This window comes from Streptomyces sp. NPDC059499 (genome assembly GCF_042749285.1).
Taxonomy (GTDB): domain Bacteria; phylum Actinomycetota; class Actinomycetes; order Streptomycetales; family Streptomycetaceae; genus Streptomyces.
This window is the reverse complement of the sequence record NZ_JBHYTT010000006.1, coordinates 160,956-178,757: the sequence shown is the minus strand read 5'-3', so window position 1 is coordinate 178,757 and position 17,802 is coordinate 160,956. Positions and strand designations below refer to the sequence as shown.

The window sequence follows — 17,802 nt, the reverse complement described above, 5'->3', positions numbered from 1 at the left end:
GCTCCGGGCAGGGGATCCGACCTGCTTCTGCCTGGACCGACGGGGCCTCTCGCTGGGGTCACTTCTCGCGCATCCAGGCGACCGTGGTCCGTGTCTCGCGGATTCGCCAGCCCGCCGGGGTCCGCGCTGCGGTGCAGTCAAGTCGCAGGCCGCTTGTCAGGTGGGGGGCCTCGCCGTCGCGGAAGAAGTACACGAGGGAGTTCGCCGAGGCGGCCGCCCGGTCGCCGTTCACGTCCACCAGCAGGTCGGTCGTCAGGTGCTGGGTGTGCTCCCCCTCGACCTCGGCCCGGCGCAGGAAGCCGACGAGCTCGTCGAGGCCGCGGATTTCGCCCGAGCGGGGCGAGTGCCCCACGACATCGTCGGTGAAGACGGTGCCTGCGTCCTCCCACCGCTTCTCGTCGAGCAGGCGTGCGAAGCGGGTGAACAGGTCGGTGATCTCGATGCGGTCGGCGACCGGACTGTGCGTGGACATGGATCCCCATTTCGTTGGCGTTCCCAACATTGGCGTCGCCAACTATACAGAGAAATTCGTTGGCTGCGCCAACGATGTAGGGTGGCTGTCGTGGAAGAGACCCCCGCGACCCCCGCACACCTGACCGCGAAGCCGAGCTGGCTGATCACCCAGGCGGCCGTGCACGCACACCGGTTGGCGTCCGAGGGCTTCGGTGAGGTGGGTGCGCGCGGATACCACTACCGGATCCTGGCCGCGCTGGACGAGTTCGGGGTGGCCAGCCAGGCGGAGCTCGGTCGCCGGTGCAGCATGGACCGCAGCGACGTCGTGGCGGCGATCAACGAACTGGCCCAGCAGGGCTGCGTCGAGCGGACGCCGGACCCGGACGACCGGAGGCGGAACAGGGTGACCCTCGCCGCGGCGGGTCGTCAGCAGCTGCGACGCATGGACCTAGTGCTCGACAGGGTGCAGGACGACCTGTTGGAGCCGCTCTCGGCAGAAGACAGGCAGACACTGACCCATCTGCTCACCCGGCTGCTCGCTCACCACCAACGGCCCTAGGCCCAGACATCGGTTCCGGGCCGACGGCACCGTGCCGTCGGCCCGAAGTCCTCTCAGGCGCAGGTGAGGCTGCCGGGTGCGGTGGTGGGGCTGCCGGTGGCGGTGAAGCCGAACGTGGTCGTGCCGTTGGGGGCGGTGGTGCCCGACCACGGGGCGTTCCGTACCGTGACGGACCCGCTGGTTCCGGTGTTCACTCCGTTCCAGAGGCTGCTGATCGACTGGCCGGCGGCCAGGGTCATCCCGACCGTCCATCCGCTCAGCGCCGTGCTGCTGCTGTTGTTCCGGATCGACACCTCGCCCTGGAAGCCGCCGGACCAGCTCTGGACGGTCCGGTAGCCGGCGGTGCACGTGGCGTCGGAACCGTCGTCCGGGTCACCGCCGTCGTCCGGGTCGCCGACGCCGGTCAGGACCGGGGTCTGCCAGTCCTTCCAGGCCGACAGGTCACCGGACTTGCGCGGGGAGACCCTGAACACGCCCGGAGCGGTACCCGTGTTCAGGAGGAACCTGCTGATGCTCTGCTGCAGCGGCCCCTTCCACTCGGACCTGGCCGCGCAGTGGGTGCCGTCCTGCACGTCCGACCAGTAGCTGATGTGGGACCCGGCGCCGAGGGCCTTGTAGACCTCCGCCCCGCCCAGTGCCGCGACGCTCCCCGACCTGGCGCTCAACCAGTCGACGTGCGGGTTCTCCATGAGGAACAGGCCCCGCGGCGCGACCATGCCCACGATCTCGTGGGTGTCCACCGGCAGCGTGGCCGGGTTGCCCGTGAAGGAGCCGAACGCGTCGCCCAGCCACGGCTGTTCCGAGTAGGCGCTGCTCAGCGGCTGTCCGCCGCTCTCTCCGGGAATCCCGCGGAGGGCGGGGGCGCCACCGGAACCCGACTCGATCGGCATGGTGAGATCGATGCGCTGGTCGAACGCACCGGCCACGAAGGCGCCCTTGCCGAACCGCGAGCAGCCCGTGACGCCGGTCGCGTCGGCCTTGAGCAGGTTTCCGCCCGACTGTTCGATGACGTCGATGATGCGGCTCACGCCCCAGGCCCAGGCCATCAGCAGCCCCGTGCTGCTCGACGAGCCGTAGACGCTGTAGAACGCGCCCTGTTTGCTGTTACGCGGCGTTCCTTCCCGCCCCACCGTGTACGGGTCGAAATTGACGACCGCCGCACCCGAGGCCTTGATGGTGGCCGTGTCCGCCCCGAGTCCGCCCAGGACGACGACGGCCGGGAAGGGGCCGGAACCGCTCGGCAGCTCGACCTTCGCCGAGAAGGCTGCGCTCCTGCCCTGGTCCGTCACGTTCACGGTGATGCCGGTCGATGAGACCGTTCCCGTGACGCCCGCGGGCTTGGCCGGCTTCTGGCCGTAGACCGACCTTTCCGCCTGCTCCCTGATCTCCGCGCGACGACAACGCCATTCCGACATGGTGGAGACGCGCGTCCCGTCCAGCTTCCTGAAGGGATCGGGGAGCTTCGAGTTGGCCGGCGAGGCTCCGGGGTCGGTTACGGCGCAGTCGGCCCCGTCGTCCTCGACAGCGGGATCGGCCTGCACCGCGGCGGCCTGCCTGCCGGTGGCGCTCGCCTGCGGGGCGAGGGACGCGGTCGCCAGACTCGCGACTGTCACCAGGGCGGCTGCGGCTGCCACCGCCCTTGATCTGTACCGGTACCGAAGGGAAAAGCGCATGGGGGACCTCCAGAAGGCGGGTGCGGAGTGCGGATCCGGTCTGGCGGGGGACCGCCGGGAGTGCCGGACAGGGACGGCAGCGTGAGGACTCCCGGTGTGGGGGCCGGTCGGATGCGGCACCAGGTGTGGGAGCGCTCCCGAGCTTAGGGAGGGGGGTCAGGGCGTGACAACGGGTGGACCTGGGGCACCTGAGGTTGGCCGTTCTCGCACGCTTCTGGGTACGTACCGTGTTCGCCGAACCGGTACGTAAAGGTGAAAGGCGGTCATGCGAACCGCCGTCAGGGGCTCGGCGCAACAGGGGCTTTCGGCCACTTTCGGAATGTAGGGCGAAACTTTCGATGCGGGTGGGGCGGGCCGATGCCGGGAGCGGGTGATCGTTCCGTTACCCCGCGGAGGGCAACCGCGGAGACGGATTCACGGTCGAACCGACGTGATCAGAAGACGCCTCCTCCCCCTGTGCGCCGCTGCCCTGTCGGCCACCCTGCTGTTGACCGCCTGTGCCGGCGGTTCCGCGGACGACGAACCCGCCCACCCGGTCTTCGGCGTACCGGTCGAGCAGCAGCCCCGCCAGGCGCTCCTGGCGACCCAGGCAGCGCGTACCGCGAGCTTCACCCAGACCCTGACCTTCACCTCTCCGTCGGGTGACACGGTGCAGAAGACCTCGGGACGGCTCGACTTCCCGGGCGGCCGGGCCGTCGGTTCGATCGACTGGGCACTCGCCGAGGACCTGCCGGACGAGGCCCAGGACGCGTTGCTCGGTGTCCGGCTGGGGGAGGGCCGGTCCCCCGCGCGTACCCGGGTGGCGGTCGAGCCCGACAGCATCCGGCTGCGTGCGGGCGAGGCCGGCTACTGGCTGCGCTACGAAGGGCCCTCGGAGGCGTTCGGCGCCGGCGCCGCGATCGACGCGCTGCGGGGAGCCGAGTCCGCCTTCGGCGGCACGCTCCTGGAGATTCTGAGCGGGGCCCAGGACGTGAAGCAATCGCCGGCCGCCAAGAAGGGCGGCCGCACCTACCTGGCGAAACTCACCGCCTTCAACGCCCTGCGCCTGTTCCCCAAGGACCTGGGTTCCGAACTCATCGCCGACATCGACCCGAACGGTACGGAGACGCCCGTGTCGCTCAGCATGTCCGCGGACGCCAACGGGAGGGTCACGCGGGCGGAGGCGGACTTCTCGGCCCTGCTGGACAAGAAGGGCAGCGCCCTGGACGAGGTGACCGGCCTGCGAGCCGTTCTGCGGGTGAGCGGGTTCGGGAAGTCCGCGCCCGTCATGCCGGCAGCCGCGGAGCAGACGCTCGACGCCAAGGGGGCCGTCACGGCGGTCGGTGACGTGAAGAAGGGCGGATGCGCCGACCTCACCACGGGCACCCGCACCCTCGACCTGGTGGTGTCCGTCCCCTGTGCGCAGCCCCACGAGGCCCGCGTCTTCGCCCACGCGCGGTTCGACGCGGCGTACCCGGGCTACAGGAAGGCGAAGCGGATGGCCGGCGACGCGTGCCGGGAGGCGTACGGGTCGGCGCCCGCCGACTGGACCCGGGAGGGAACCGAGAAGGGTCACTTCCGGTACACCTGGCCCGGGAAGGCCAGGTGGGGCGTCGGTGCCGATCCGGTGGTCACGTGCTACGTCGAGACCCGGTGACGTACCGCGCCTCCATCGACGACTTCCGCCTGGCCTACGGGTACATGACCGGAACGCACCGGTCCCGGGAGCAGGGCGTGTGGTGAACGGCCCGACTCGGGTAATGTGACCCGTCCCGAGACCGGGACCGACCCAGGAGGTGAGACCCATTACCGCTTCAGCAGGCTGGGTGCTCACCACTCGCCGTCGCGTGCCCGACACGGCATAAGCGATCGCGGAGCGCCCATCGGTTTTCCCGAAAGGCTCCTCCGCATGCAGGAATTCGCTTCACCGCACACCGTCTCCTCGATCGTCACCACGCTCCGTGCCGCCGGCTGCGTCTTCGCCGAGGACGAGACCGAGCTCCTCCTCTCCACCGCCACCGGTGCGGCGGAACTCGCCGCCATGGTCGAACGCCGCGTCGCCGGTCTGCCGCTTGAACACGTGCTCGGCTGGGCCGAGTTCTGCGGGCTGCGCGTCGCCGTGGACCCCGGGGTCTTCGTGCCCCGCCGCCGTACCGAGTTCCTCGTCCGCCAGGCCGTGGCGCTCGCCGGGCGGAAGCCGGCCGTCGTCGTCGACCTCTGCTGCGGTTCAGGGGCGCTGGGTACGGCGCTGGCGGCGGCACTGCCGCACGTCGAACTGCACGCCACGGATGTGGAACCCGCCGCCGTGCGGTGCGCGCGGCGCAATGTCGGTGAGCTCGGACGGGTCTACGAGGGCGACCTCTTCGAGTCGTTGCCCGGTTCGCTGCGCGGGCGCGTCGACGTTCTGCTCGCCAACGTGCCGTACGTGCCCACGGACGACGTCGAACTGCTGCCGGCCGAGGCGCGCATACACGAGCCGCGCGTGGCGCTCGACGGTGGCGGGGACGGCCTCGACGTCATGCGGCGCGTGGCCGCCGCGGCACCGGACTGGCTGGCACCCGGTGGCAGTCTCCTCGTCGAGACGAGCGAGCGGCAGGCGGGGCGCGCCGCGGAGACGGTGGGCGGCAGCGGGCTGAGGGCGCGCGTGGTCGTCTCGGAGGAGCTGTACGCCACGGTGGTGATCGGGACCCGCCCCGTGTAGCCGGTGGCCGGGACCCGCTCCGCGCGTTCCCGGAGCGGTGGGCGAGGTGCCGGGCACGTCAGGCGAAGCGCCAGCGTGTCTGGCCGTACGGGTCGCCCTTGGCGAAGCCGAAGGCCGTGCGGGGGGTCACCGCGAAGACCTCCGCACGGCCGCCGGCGCCGTTGGAGAACATGCCGTCGGTGACGCCGAAGTGCCAGTCGACGCCGTACTTCGTCTCCCAGGCCTCGGCCAGCGCGATCAGGCGCTTCTCGTCCGTCACCCGGTCGGCCCGGCCCTCGACCACCACGTCGAAGCCCTCGTCGAGCGTGTTGGCTCCGGTGGTCAGGACCACCTCCGGGTTGGCGGCCAGATTCTGTGCCTTGCGCTCCGCCGCGCCCGTGCAGAAGTGCAGGGCCCCGTCCGACCAGACCCCGATCAGCGGGGTGACGTGGGGGCGGCCGTCGGGGCGGACCGTGGAGAGCCAGTACAGCTCGGCGTCCGTCAGGAGGGCGACCGCCTCGGGCCACGGGCGGGCGGTGGCGTTCTCGCCGCTGTACCGGGAGTCCAGGGCGGTGTCCGGGGTGGCGTTCTCGTCCGGCATGACGGGCCTCCTGAGAGCCTTCGGCGTGATCGTTCCGTTCATCGTGCCTGCGAAGTACGGACTCCGCCGCCGCTCCGAATTCATCGGCGCACGGCTAGGCTCGAAGAGCGGACCTGTGTGGGTCCGCGGGCAGGAGAACACGGGATGACGACGGTGCCTGGGCGCAGGAGCAGCAACTTCACCCGACTGCTGCGGCACGGTTTCACCGATCCGTCCGCAGCCGAACGGCTCCTGGAACTGCCCGAGCTCTCCTCCGTACGGTCCGATCCCGTCCTCTTCGACGCACTCGGTGCCACGTCCGACCCCGACCTGGCCCTGCACAGCCTCGTCCGGCTCGTCGAGGCGGAGGAGGCGGACGAACGGCAGGTCCTGCTGGACACGCTCGTCACCGCCAAGCCGCTGAGGGACCGGCTCCTCGGCGTGCTCGGTGCCTCCGAGGCGCTCGGGGACCACCTGGCGCGGTACCCCCGCGACTGGCAGGTGCTCGTCACGTACGAGGCCACCGATCTGCACCCCGGCGTCGCTGAATTCGAACGCATGCTCGCTGATGCGGTCGACCCCGACTCGTTGCGGGTCGCCTACCGCCGTTCCCTCCTGTCGATTGCGGCCCGCGACGTGTGCGGCACCACCGAACTCGCCCAGGTCGCCGCCGAGCTGGCCGACCTGGCGACGGCCACCCTGCGAGCCGCGCTCGCCATCGCCCGTACCGCCGCCCCCGCCGACGCCGCCCGGTGCCGGCTCGCCGTCATCGCGATGGGCAAGTGCGGCGGGCACGAGCTGAACTACGTCTCCGACGTCGACGTGATCTTCGTGGGGGAGCCGGTAGACGGGGAGGAGGAGAACGGGGCCATGCAGGCCGCCACCCGCCTCGCCGCCCACATGATGCGGATCTGCGCCGACACCACCGTCGAAGGCACCATCTGGCCGGTCGACGCGAACCTCCGCCCCGAGGGCCGCAACGGGCCGCTGGTACGGACCCTGAGCTCGCACCTTGCCTACTACCAGCGCTGGGCCAAGACCTGGGAGTTCCAGGCCCTGCTGAAGGCCCGGCCGGTCGCCGGTGACCCCGCGCTCGGCGCCGAGTACGTCGAGGCGGTGTCCCCGCTGGTGTGGCAGGCCGCCGACCGGGAGAACTTCGTCGGCGACGTACAGAAGATGCGCCGTCGCGTCGTCGACAACATCCCCGTCGACCGGGTCGACCGTGAGCTCAAGCTCGGGCCCGGCGGGCTGCGGGACGTCGAGTTCGCCGTACAGCTGCTCCAGCTGGTCCACGGGCGCAGCGACGCCACCCTGCACGCGGGCTCCACCCTGGCCGCCCTGCGGGCGCTCGCCGACGGTGGATACGTCGGACGGGCGGACGCGGCGCAGCTGGACGAGGCGTACCGCTTCCTGCGCGCCATGGAGCACCGCATCCAGCTCTACAAGCTGCGCCGCACGCACCTGGTCCCCGAGGACGAATCGGACCTGCGGCGGCTCGGGCGCTCCCTGGGGCTGCGTACGGACCCCGTCGCCGAACTCAACAAGGCGTGGCGGCGGCATGCCTCGGTGGTGCGGCGCCTGCACGAGAAGCTCTTCTACCGGCCGCTGCTGGACGCCGTCGCCCAGCTGGCGCCCGGCGAGACCCGGCTCAGCGCGAAGGCCGCCATCGTCCGGCTGGAAGCCCTCGGATACGCCGATCCGGCGGCTGCGCTGCGGCATCTGGAGACCCTGTCGTCCGGGGTGTCCCGCAAGGCCGCCATCCAGCGCACGCTGCTGCCGGTCCTGCTCGGCTGGTTCGCGGACTCCGCCGATCCGGACGCCGGGCTCCTCGGCTTCCGGCAGGTGTCCGACGCGCTCGGCAAGACCCCCTGGTACCTGCGGCTCCTGCGGGACGAAGGCGCGGCGGCGGAGAACCTCGCCCGGGTCCTGTCCGCCGGCCGTCTCGCCCCCGACCTGCTGATGCGAGCCCCGGAGGCCGTCGCCATCCTCGGCGACCCGGAAGGGCTGAAGCCGCGCACCCGTGACCATCTGGAACAGGAGGTGCTGGCCGCGGTGGGCCGTGCGGCGGGCGCCGAGGCGGCGGTCGCGGTGGCGCGCGGGGTGCGGCGCCGGGAACTCTTCCGTACGACGGCCGCCGACCTGATCGGCTCGTACGGCACCGAGGAGAACCCCGCGGAACAGGATCCGGGCGCGCTCGTCGACCGGGTCGGACCCGCGGTCACCGATCTGAACGCCGCCACGATCTCGGGGGCCCTGCGTGCCGCCGTACGCGAGCAGTGGGGCGACACCCTGCCGACCCGGTTCGCGGTCATCGGCATGGGCCGCTTCGGCGGGCACGAGCTGAGCTACGGCTCCGACGCGGACGTCCTGTTCGTGCACGCTCCGCGGGAGGGTGTGAGCGACGAGGAGGCCGCCCGGGCCGCGAACACCGTCATCACGGAGATGCGCAGGCTGCTGCAGCTGCCGACCGCCGACCCGCCGCTGATCATCGACGCCGACCTGCGCCCCGAGGGCAAGAGCGGCCCGCTGGTCCGCACGCTGAAGTCGTACGAGGTCTACTACCGCCGCTGGTCGCTGGTCTGGGAGAGCCAGGCCCTGCTGCGCGCCGAGCCCATGGCGGGGGACGAGGAACTGGGGCGCGCGTTCATCGACCTGGTCGATCCGTTGCGCTACCCCGCCGAGGGGCTGGGTGAGGACGCCGTCCGCGAGATCCGGCGGCTCAAGGCGCGCATGGAGTCCGAACGGATACCGCGGGGCGCCGACCCGACCCTCCACATGAAGCTCGGCCGTGGCGGGCTGAGCGACGTCGAGTGGACGGTGCAGCTGCTCCAGATGCAGCACGGCTGGGCGGAGCCGGGCCTGCGGACGACTCGTACGCGTGAGGCACTGGCCGCGGCGTGCGCGGCGGAGCTGATCCCGGTGGAGGAGGCGCAGACGCTGGACGAGGCGTGGGTGCTGGCCACCCGGGTGCGCAACGCGGTGATGCTGGTACGGGGGCGGCCGGGCGACACGTTCCCCTCGAACCCGCGGGAGCTGACGGCGGTCGGGCGGTACCTGGGGTACGAGCCGGGGCACGTCGGGGACATGCTGGAGGACTACCGGCGGATCACGCGGCGGGCGCGGGCGGTGGTGGAGGAGCGGTTCTACGGGGCGGCGGGGTGAGGTGCGGGCGCGCCGTGCGGCGGCCGGGGGCACGGTTGCAGCCGGGCCGACCAAGCCCCTCCGGTGGCTGAGTCCCGGGGTCCGGGGCGGAACCCCGGGAGGGGGTCAGCCGGAGTTCCGCGGGGCTGATGAGGCAGGGGCCGGGCTCGGCCGGGTGGACGGGTGCGGCACGTCACGGCGGGTGCGGCGTGCCAGGACCGGCAGCAGCGAGCGCACGCGGCCACGGCCCCCCGCGGTCGCCGGCCGACGTGGCAGCCGGTGCGGCAGCCGCCCGTACCAGGCGTACGAGATCGCGTAGCCGAACGTCAGGCAGGCCATGCCGCCCACCGCGTCCAGCCAGAAGTGGTTCGCGGTCGCCACGATCACGACCAGCGTCGCCACCGGGTAGAGAAGGCCGAGGATCCGCGCCCACGGGACGGTGGCCAGGGCGAAGACGGTCAGGCCGCACCACAGCGACCACCCGATGTGCATCGACGGCATCGCCGCGTACTGGTTCGACATGTGCTTGAAGTTGCCCGAGGCCATCGAACCCCAGGTCTGGTGCAGCATCACCGTGTCGATGAAGCCCCCGCCGCTCATCAGGCGCGGAGGTGCCAGCGGGAACAGGTAGTAGCCGAGCAGGGCGACGCCCGTCGTGGAGAAGAGGATCAGCCGGGATGCCGCGTAGCGGCCGGGATGACGGCGGAACAGCCAGATCAGCACACCGATGGTCACGACGAAGTGCAGCGTCGCGTAGTAGTAGTTCATCGACACGATCAGCCATGTCACCGAGTTGACGGCCCGGTTGACCGTCTCCTCGAAGGCGAGCCCCACCGTGTGCTCGAGGGACCAGATCCAGTCGGCGTTGCGCAGGGCCGCGGCCTGCTGCTCGGGTACGGCGTTGCGGACCAGCGAGTAGAGCCAGTAACTGACCGCGATCAGCAGGATCTCGAACCAGAGGCGAGGGCGGCGCGGGGAGCGCAGCGAACGCAAGGACCACGATCGCGTCGGGCCGACGGCCTGCGTCGATCCGGTGGCCGCCGCCTCGTCGACGATGGGTGACGGGTTGGCCGCCATGCGGTCTTCCTGTGTGGTCACGTGCGAATCACCCATAGGCGCAGAGTCTGCCAGATACGTCTCCCTGGGCCCGATGATCCTCCGGTCGGGTTCCGGTCGCACATTCTGCACCTTAACGACGAGGGTGGGATCCTGGGCCGGGGCCGGGCCCCGAAGCCGTCGAGCCGCGAACGACCAGCTCAGGCATGAAGACGAACTCGCTGTGCGGGGCCGGCGTACCGCCGATCTCCTCCAGCAGCGTACGCACCGCCGCCTGACCCATCGCTGTCACGGGCTGACGGATCGTGGTCAGCGGCGGATCGGTGAACGCTATGAGGGGCGAGTCGTCGTAGCCGACCACCGAGAGGTCGCGCGGCACTTCCAGCGACATCCGGCGGGCGGCCCTGATCGCGCCGAGCGCCATCATGTCGCTCGCGCACACCACCGCGGTGCAGCCGCGCTCCATCAGCGCCGAGGCGGCGGCCTGGCCGCCCTCCAGCGTGTACAGGGAGTGCTGTATCAGTTCCTCCACCGCTTCCGCGGTGAGGCCGAGCTGCTCCCGCATCGTGGCGTGAAATCCCTCGATCTTGCGCAGTACGGGAACGAAGCGCTTCGGGCCGACCGCGAGACCGATGCGCTGATGCCCGAGTGACACCAGGTGCGTCACCGCGAGCCGCATCGCGGCGCGGTCGTCGGGGGAGATGAACGGCGCCTGCACCTTCGGCGAGAAGCCGTTGACCAGGACGAAGGGAACACCCTGTGCGCGCAGTTGTTCGTAGCGCTGCATATCGGCCGAGGTGTCGGCGTGCAGACCGGAGACGAAGATGATGCCCGAGACGCCGCGGTCGACGAGCATCTCGGTGAGCTCGTCCTCGGTGGAGCCGCCGGGCGTCTGGGTCGCCAGCACGGGGGTGTAGCCCTGCCGGGTCAGCGCCTGGCCGATCACCTGGGCCAGTGCCGGGAAGATCGGGTTCTCGAGCTCGGGCGTGATCAGGCCGACGAGACCCGCACTGCGCCTGCGCAGCCGGACCGGGCGTTCGTACCCGAGGACGTCGAGCGCCGCGAGGACTGATTCACGGGTGGTCGCTGCAACACCGGGCTTGCCGTTCAGTACGCGGCTGACCGTAGCTTCGCTGACCCCCGCCTGAGTTGCGATATCGGCAAGCCGTGCGGTCATGAGGGGACTGTACCGGGCGCGTGTCGTATTGCCCACCATGTGCAGGATTCGGGCACCCGGGCCCCGGAGCCCGGGCCTGTCGGGGTCTCCGCAGCAACATCTTGCAAGGCCTTGCGGGCGCAGTCGGCTGCTCGCGGTCGGATCGTCATACCGTGCGAAGATGGGCCCTGGCCTGGTGTGGGCAGGGTTGCGAGGCTCCCGTCAAGAGGCTTGACGGCAACCTTGCGGACACGCCAATGTAACGATCGTCGGAGCTTGCAGAAATCTTCCGCAAAGTCTTTCGGTCGTCTTTCATCCTTGTTACGTTCACGTCGACCCGGCGCCGCGACGGAGCGGTACGGCAGTTGAAGGAGTTCAGATGCGACGTGGCATAACGGCCACCGCCCTGGTCGCGGCCCTGGCGCTTGCGGCAACCGCCTGTGGCAGTGATGACGAGACCGGCGGCAGCAAGAGCTCGGGCGAGCTCTCCGGCACGGTGACCTGGTGGGACACCTCCACGGTCGGCAGTGAGGACAAGGTCTTCAAGAAGCTGGCCGAGGGCTTCGAGAAGAAGCACCCGAAGGTTGACGTCAAGTACGTCAACGTTCCCTTCGGCGAGGCGCAGAACAAGTTCAAGAACGCGGCGCAGGCCGGCGCCGGTGCTCCCGACGTCATCCGCTCCGAGGTCGCCTGGACCCCCGAGTTCGCCGATCTCGGTTACCTCGCGCCGCTGGACGGCACCGCGGCGCTGAAGAACGAGAAGGACTTCCTCGAGCAGGCCGCCGCGTCGACCAAGTACAAGGACAAGACGTACGCGGTCCCGCAGGTCATCGACTCCATGGGCATCTTCTACAACAAGAAGATCTTCGCCGAGGCCGGTGTCGAGGTCCCCGCGACCATCGCGGACCTCAAGACCGTCTCCAAGAAGATCAAGGAGAAGACCGGCAAGACCGGCCTCTACCTGCGCGGCGACGACGCGTACTGGTTCCTCTCCTTCCTGTACGGCGAGGGCGGCGACCTGGTCAACGCCTCCAACAAGTCCGTCACGGTGGACAAGCCCGAGGGCGTCAAGGCGTTCCAGACCGTCAAGGACCTCGTCGACTCCGGTGCCGCGAAGACCGACGCCACCGACGGCTGGGAGAACATGCAGTCGTCGTTCAAGGACGGCAAGGTCGCGATGATGATCAACGGTCCTTGGGCCGTCGCCGACACGCTGACCGGCAAGGAGTTCGCCGACAAGGCCAACCTGGGTATCTCCCCGGTGCCGGCCGGTTCGGCCTCGCAGGGCGCCCCGCAGGGCGGCCACAACCTCGCCGTCTACGCGGGCTCCAAGAACCTGGACGCCTCCTACGCCTTCGTCGAGTACATGACCTCGGTGGAGACCCAGGCGCAGACCGCCGGTGAGCTGAACCTGCTCCCGACCCGCACCTCCGCGTACGCCAAGCAGGAGGCCGTGGACAGCGAGATCGTCGGCTTCTTCAAGCCGGTCGTCGAGACCGCCGTCGAGCGCCCGTGGATCCCGGAGACCGGCAGCCTCTTCGCGCCTCTCGTCACCGAGTACACCAAGGTCCTCACCGGCCAGACCACGCCGGAGAAGGCCGCGTCCACGACCGGCGACTCCTACCGCAAGCTCCTCAAGGGCTGGAAGTAACTCAGGAAGGCAGGCCGACTGATGGCTGTCCACACCAGCCAGTCGGTGGCGAAGGCCGCGGGCGACGTTGTCGCCCGCGGCCGGAGCCGCGGTACTGGTAACCCCCCGCCACCGAGCAGGCTCCGGCGGGCCATGTCGGTCCACTGGTACGCCTGGACCATGGTCGCCCCCGTTGTGATCGTCATCGGCGTGATCATCGGCTATCCGCTGGGCCGCGGCATCTGGCTGTCGCTGACCGACGCGAACGAGCGCAACGTCGCACGGTCCATCGGTGTCAACGAACTGCCCGCCACCTACAAGTTCGTGGGCGTGGACAACTACGTCGACGCGCTGACGGGTACCCAGTTCCTCGGCACGCTCGGCTGGACGCTGGTGTGGACGGTCTCCTGCGTAGGCGTCACGTTCTGCCTCGGCATGGGCCTCGCCAACATCCTCAACCGCCGTATCGCGGGACGCTCCGCCTACCGCATGGCCCTGATCCTGCCCTGGGCCATTCCCGGCTTCGTCTCGGTCTTCGCCTGGCGCTTCCTCTACAACGAGGACCGCGGGCTGCTCAACAAGATCCTCGGCGGCGGCGGCATCGACGGCATACCGTGGCTCAACGACCCCACCTGGGCCAAGTTCTCCGTCATCGCCGTCAACGTCTGGCTCGGCGTGCCGTTCATGATGGTCGCCCTGCTCGGCGGACTGCAGTCCATACCCTCGGAGCAGTACGAAGCGGCCGAGATGGACGGCGCCACCGCCTGGCAGCGCTTCCGGCACATCACGCTCCCCGGCCTGCGCCCGGTGTCCACCACGGTGATCCTGCTCTCCACCATCTGGACCTTCAACATGTTCCCGGTGATCTTCCTGCTGACCCGCGGCGGACCCGGTGAGGCCACCCAGATCCTGGTCACCCAGGCCTACAAATTCTCCTTCGAGATCAGCCCGCGCGACTTCGCGCAGTCCTCCACCTGGGGCGTGCTGATCCTCGTACTCCTGATGCTCTTCGCCATGGTGTACCGGCGAGTGCTCCGCACGCAGGGAGACAACTGGTGACCACTCTCACGGAAACCTCCGCCCGGCACGCCGCCCGCAGGCCCAGGAAGCGCGGCGACCGCTCCCCGGCCGCGTCCGTGGCCCTGCACGTCACCCTGATCGTCGCGTCCGTGATCGCGGTCTTCCCGGTGCTGTGGGTCCTGCTGACCTCGCTGAAGCCCGCCAAGTTCGCCACGACGACGGACTTCTTCAAAGAGACGACGTTCGAGAACTACACGAACCTGATCAAGGACACCGAGTTCCTGAGCTGGTTCGGCAACTCCGTGGTCGTCGCGGGGCTCTCCACGGTCATCGGTGTCTTCGTCTCCGCCACCACCGGCTACGCCGTCAGCCGCTTCCGCTTCCCCGGCAAGCGCGGGCTGATGTGGACGCTGCTGATCACCCAGATGTTCCCGGTCGCCGTCCTGATCGTGCCGATCTACAACATCATGGCGGGCATCGGTCTGCTCAACCAGCCGGCCGGACTCGTCATCACCTACCTCACCATCTCGGTGCCGTTCTGCGCCTGGATGATGAAGGGCTTCTTCGACACGATCCCGATGGAGATCGACGAGTCGGGGCAGGTCGACGGCCTCACCCCGTTCGGCACGTTCTGGCGGCTGATCCTGCCGCTCGCCAAGCCCGGCCTCGCCGTCACCGCCTTCTACTCCTTCATCACCGCCTGGGGCGAGGTGGCGTACGCCTCCGCCTTCATGGTCGGCGACGAGAACCTCACACTCGCCGGCGGACTGCAGAAGTTCGTCAACCAGTACGGAGCCCAGTGGGGCCCGATGACCGCGGCGTCCGTGCTCATCGCCATCCCGGCCGCGCTGGTCTTCCTCTTCGCGCAGAAGCACCTCGTCACCGGCATGTCCGCCGGAGCCGTCAAGGGCTGACCCGCCCAGTCCGCACGACCGCACGCAACGTCACGGCGGCGCCGGCTCCCCGACCCGGTCCCGGCGCCGCCCCCCACCCAGACACCCCAGGGACGACATGACCCAGCACCTCGCTGCCCCCTCCACCGGCACGTCCGACGACGCCCCGGGCCACCGCATCGGCTGGTGGCAGGACGCGGTGATCTACCAGGTCTATCCACGGAGCTTCGCCGACGGCAACGGCGACGGCATGGGCGATCTCGCGGGCATCACCGCACGGCTCCCGTACCTCAGGGACCTCGGTGTCGACGCGGTCTGGCTCAGCCCCTTCTACGCGTCACCGCAGGCCGACGCGGGCTACGACGTCGCCGACTACCGGGCCATCGACCCGATGTTCGGCTCGCTCCTGGACGCCGACGCGCTGATCCGCGATGCCCACGGCCTGGGTCTGCGCATCATCGTCGACCTGGTGCCCAATCACTCGTCCGACCAGCACGAGTGGTTCAAGCGCGCCATCGCCGAGGGCCCCGGCTCCGCACTGCGCGAGCGCTACCACTTCCGCGCCGGCAAGGGTGCCGACGGCGAACTCCCGCCCAACGACTGGGAGTCCATCTTCGGCGGCCCCGCCTGGACCCGGACCACCGACCCGGACGGCACCCCCGGCGAGTGGTACCTGCACCTCTTCGCGCCCGAGCAGCCCGACTTCAACTGGGAGCACCCGGCCGTCGCCGACGAGTTCCGCTCGATCCTGCGCTTCTGGCTCGACATGGGCGTCGACGGTTTCCGCGTCGACGTCGCCCACGGCCTCGTCAAGGCCGAGGGTCTGCCCGACCTCGGCACGCACGATCAGCTCAAGCTGCTGGGCAACGATGTCATGCCGTTCTTCGACCAGGACGGTGTGCACGAGATCTACCGCAGCTGGCGCACCATCCTCGACGAGTACCCCGGCAACCGCATTCTCGTCGCCGAGGCATGGACCCCCACCGTCGAGCGCACCGCCAACTACGTGCGCCCCGACGAGATGCACCAGGCCTTCAACTTCCAGTACCTGTCGACCGCCTGGGACGCCGCCGAGCTGCGCAAGGTCATCGACTCCTCGCTCGACGCGATGCGTCCGGTGGGCGCCCCCACCACGTGGGTGCTCTCCAACCACGACGTCACGCGCCACACCACCCGCTTTGCCAACCCGGCGGGCCTGGGTACCCAGATCCGTACGCCCGGTGACCCGGTCACGGGGCTGCGAAGGGCCCGCGCCGCGACGCTGCTGATGCTGGCGCTGCCCGGCTCCGCGTACGTCTACCAGGGCGAGGAGCTCGGCCTGCCGGACGTCACCGACCTGCCCGACGAGGCGCGCCAGGACCCGTCGTTCTTCCGCGCCGAGGGCCAGGACGGCTTCCGCGACGGGTGCCGGGTGCCGATCCCGTGGACCCGCGAGGGCAGCTCGTACGGCTTCGGCGACGGCAGCAGCTGGCTGCCGCAGCCCGCCGGCTGGGGCGAGCTCTCCGTCGAGGCGCAGAGCGGCGTGGAGGGCTCCACACTGGAGCTGTACCGCGCCGCGATCGCCGCCCGCCGCGAGCACCCCGGGCTCGGCGCCGGCACGGACGTGAACTGGCTGGACGCTCCCGAGGGCGTGCTCGCGCTGGGCCGCTCCGGCTTCGTCTGCACGGTCAACACCACGGGTGCCCCGGTACGGCTGACGGCTCCCGGCACACTGCTGCTCGCCAGCGCCCCGGTCGCCGTCGACGGCGACACGGTGGAACTGCCCGCGGACACCACGGTGTGGTGGACGGTGTGACCGTCCCCGCACCCAGGACCGGACCGGCGCTGCGGCTCTCCGACATCGCCGGTCAGGCCGCGGTCAGCGAGGCGACCGTCAGCAGGGTGCTCAACGGCAAGCCGGGCGTCGCGGACACCACGCGCCAGCGGGTGCTCGCGGCCCTCGACATCCTCGGCTACGAACGCCCTGTACGGCTGCGGCAGCGCAGCGCCGGACTGATCGGCCTGGTGACGCCCGAGCTCACCAACCCGATCTTCCCGGCGTTCGCGCAGTCCGTGGAGCAGGTCCTCGCCGGGCACGGCTACACACCCGTGCTCTGCACCCAACTGCCCGGCGGCGCCACCGAGGACGAGCTGGTCGAACAGCTCGTCGAGCGTGGCGTCGGCGGGATCGTCTTCCTCTCCGGGCTGCACGCCGACACGTCGGCGGACCCGGCACGGTACGCCGCGCTCAGCGACCGCGGCGTGCCGTTCGTGCTGATCAACGGCTACAACGAGCGCATCAGCGCCCCGTTCGTCTCGCCCGACGACACGGCCGCCGTTCGGATGGCCGTCGGGCACCTCGCCGAACTCGGGCACCGGAAGATCGGCCTGGCGATCGGACCGCAGCGCTACGTGCCCTCCCGGCGCAAGCGCGACGGTTTTGTCGACGCGGCCGTCTCCGTGCTGGGCATGAGCCGGGAGGAGGCCGAACTCCTCGTCTGCTCGACCCTGTTCAGCGTCGAGGGCGGCCAGGTCGCGGCAGGCGCACTTCTCGACGCGGGCTGCACCGGCATCGTCTGCGGCAGCGACCTGATGGCACTCGGCGTGGTCAGGGCGGCCCGGGGCAGGGGACTGGACGTCCCGCGCGACGTCTCCGTCGTCGGCTTCGACGACTCGCAGCTGATCGCGTTCACCGACCCGCCGCTGACCACGGTGCGCCAGCCGGTGCAGGCGATGGCCGCCGCGGCCGTGGGGGCGCTGCTGGAGGAGATCGCCGGAAGTCCCGTGCAGCGCACGGAGTACGTGTTCCAGCCGGAGTTGGTGGTACGGGGATCAACCGCGGCGGTACGCGCAGCCTGAGGCGCCGCGGGAACGAGAACGAGAGGGGGCCGGGTCCGGAGGGGGATCCGGCCCCTCCGGTTCTGCGGACGGTGCGGCGGTGTGTGGAACCGGCATCCGGTAGCGCAGGTCCCTTCGGTCGGTCCGCCCTTCCGGAGTCCCGAA

The 17,802-nt window shown here is 70.4% G+C and carries 14 protein-coding genes; 9 read left to right on the top strand and 5 right to left on the bottom strand.

The window, feature by feature from the left end:
• Positions 1-58: 58 nt before the first annotated feature.
• The gene (locus ACFW9O_RS16730) at positions 59-472 is read right to left on the bottom strand and encodes a nuclear transport factor 2 family protein (protein ID WP_384609956.1); all 414 of its coding nucleotides are present in this window, start codon (positions 470-472) and stop codon (positions 59-61) included.
• Between the two features lie 90 nt (positions 473-562).
• Here ACFW9O_RS16730 and ACFW9O_RS16725 point away from each other — a divergent pair, with 90 nt between their 5' ends.
• Complete coding sequence (locus ACFW9O_RS16725) at positions 563-1,012, top strand: MarR family winged helix-turn-helix transcriptional regulator (RefSeq protein ID WP_384609953.1); 450 nt, start codon at positions 563-565, stop codon at positions 1,010-1,012.
• 53 nt (positions 1,013-1,065) lie between these two features.
• Here the strand turns inward: ACFW9O_RS16725 and ACFW9O_RS16720 are convergent, their stop codons facing one another.
• Complete coding sequence (locus ACFW9O_RS16720; protein WP_384609950.1) at positions 1,066-2,646, bottom strand: cellulose binding domain-containing protein; 1,581 nt, start codon at positions 2,644-2,646, stop codon at positions 1,066-1,068.
• Between the two features lie 469 nt (positions 2,647-3,115).
• Here ACFW9O_RS16720 and ACFW9O_RS16715 point away from each other — a divergent pair, with 469 nt between their 5' ends.
• On the top strand, positions 3,116-4,321 hold the full coding sequence (locus ACFW9O_RS16715) for a hypothetical protein (protein ID WP_384609947.1): 1,206 nt from the start codon (positions 3,116-3,118) through the stop codon (positions 4,319-4,321).
• Positions 4,322-4,573: 252 nt separating this feature from the next.
• Positions 4,574-5,365 (top strand): putative protein N(5)-glutamine methyltransferase, encoded by a 792-nt coding sequence (locus ACFW9O_RS16710; RefSeq protein ID WP_384609944.1) that lies wholly within the window; start codon positions 4,574-4,576, stop codon positions 5,363-5,365.
• Between the two features lie 58 nt (positions 5,366-5,423).
• Here ACFW9O_RS16710 and ACFW9O_RS16705 read toward each other — a convergent pair whose 3' ends face one another.
• Positions 5,424-5,945 carry a pyridoxamine 5'-phosphate oxidase family protein gene (locus tag ACFW9O_RS16705; protein ID WP_351178334.1) on the bottom strand — a complete coding sequence of 174 codons (522 nt, stop codon included), beginning with the start codon at positions 5,943-5,945 and terminating at the stop codon, positions 5,424-5,426.
• A 144-nt stretch (positions 5,946-6,089) separates the two neighbouring features.
• Here ACFW9O_RS16705 and ACFW9O_RS16700 point away from each other — a divergent pair, with 144 nt between their 5' ends.
• A complete protein-coding gene (locus ACFW9O_RS16700) occupies positions 6,090-9,086 on the top strand; it encodes a bifunctional [glutamine synthetase] adenylyltransferase/[glutamine synthetase]-adenylyl-L-tyrosine phosphorylase (RefSeq protein WP_384609941.1) in 2,997 nt (998 codons plus the stop codon).
• Positions 9,087-9,191: 105 nt separating this feature from the next.
• Here ACFW9O_RS16700 and ACFW9O_RS16695 read toward each other — a convergent pair whose 3' ends face one another.
• Positions 9,192-10,178 carry a phosphatase PAP2 family protein gene (locus ACFW9O_RS16695; protein ID WP_384609938.1) on the bottom strand — a complete coding sequence of 329 codons (987 nt, stop codon included), beginning with the start codon at positions 10,176-10,178 and terminating at the stop codon, positions 9,192-9,194.
• A gap of 76 nt (positions 10,179-10,254) precedes the next feature.
• The gene (locus ACFW9O_RS16690; RefSeq protein ID WP_384609935.1) at positions 10,255-11,298 is read right to left on the bottom strand and encodes a LacI family DNA-binding transcriptional regulator; all 1,044 of its coding nucleotides are present in this window, start codon (positions 11,296-11,298) and stop codon (positions 10,255-10,257) included.
• Positions 11,299-11,656: 358 nt separating this feature from the next.
• Between ACFW9O_RS16690 and ACFW9O_RS16685 the strand changes: the two genes are divergently transcribed.
• The 5 genes from ACFW9O_RS16685 (at position 11,657) to ACFW9O_RS16665 (ending at position 17,658) form a co-directional block, all read left to right on the top strand.
• Positions 11,657-12,928 (top strand): extracellular solute-binding protein, encoded by a 1,272-nt coding sequence (locus ACFW9O_RS16685; RefSeq protein WP_384609933.1) that lies wholly within the window; start codon positions 11,657-11,659, stop codon positions 12,926-12,928.
• A gap of 21 nt (positions 12,929-12,949) precedes the next feature.
• Positions 12,950-13,966: a carbohydrate ABC transporter permease gene (locus ACFW9O_RS16680; protein WP_384609930.1), complete on the top strand. Its 1,017-nt coding sequence runs from the start codon at positions 12,950-12,952 to the stop codon at positions 13,964-13,966.
• Complete coding sequence (locus tag ACFW9O_RS16675) at positions 13,963-14,841, top strand: carbohydrate ABC transporter permease (protein ID WP_351180341.1); 879 nt, start codon at positions 13,963-13,965, stop codon at positions 14,839-14,841. The genes ACFW9O_RS16680 and ACFW9O_RS16675 overlap by 4 nt, the downstream gene beginning before the upstream one ends.
• Positions 14,842-14,938: 97 nt before the next feature.
• Complete coding sequence (locus ACFW9O_RS16670; protein WP_351180338.1) at positions 14,939-16,615, top strand: glycoside hydrolase family 13 protein; 1,677 nt, start codon at positions 14,939-14,941, stop codon at positions 16,613-16,615.
• On the top strand, positions 16,600-17,658 hold the full coding sequence (locus ACFW9O_RS16665) for a LacI family DNA-binding transcriptional regulator (RefSeq protein WP_384609927.1): 1,059 nt from the start codon (positions 16,600-16,602) through the stop codon (positions 17,656-17,658). The genes ACFW9O_RS16670 and ACFW9O_RS16665 overlap by 16 nt, the downstream gene beginning before the upstream one ends.
• The last annotated feature ends 144 nt before the right edge of the window (positions 17,659-17,802 follow it).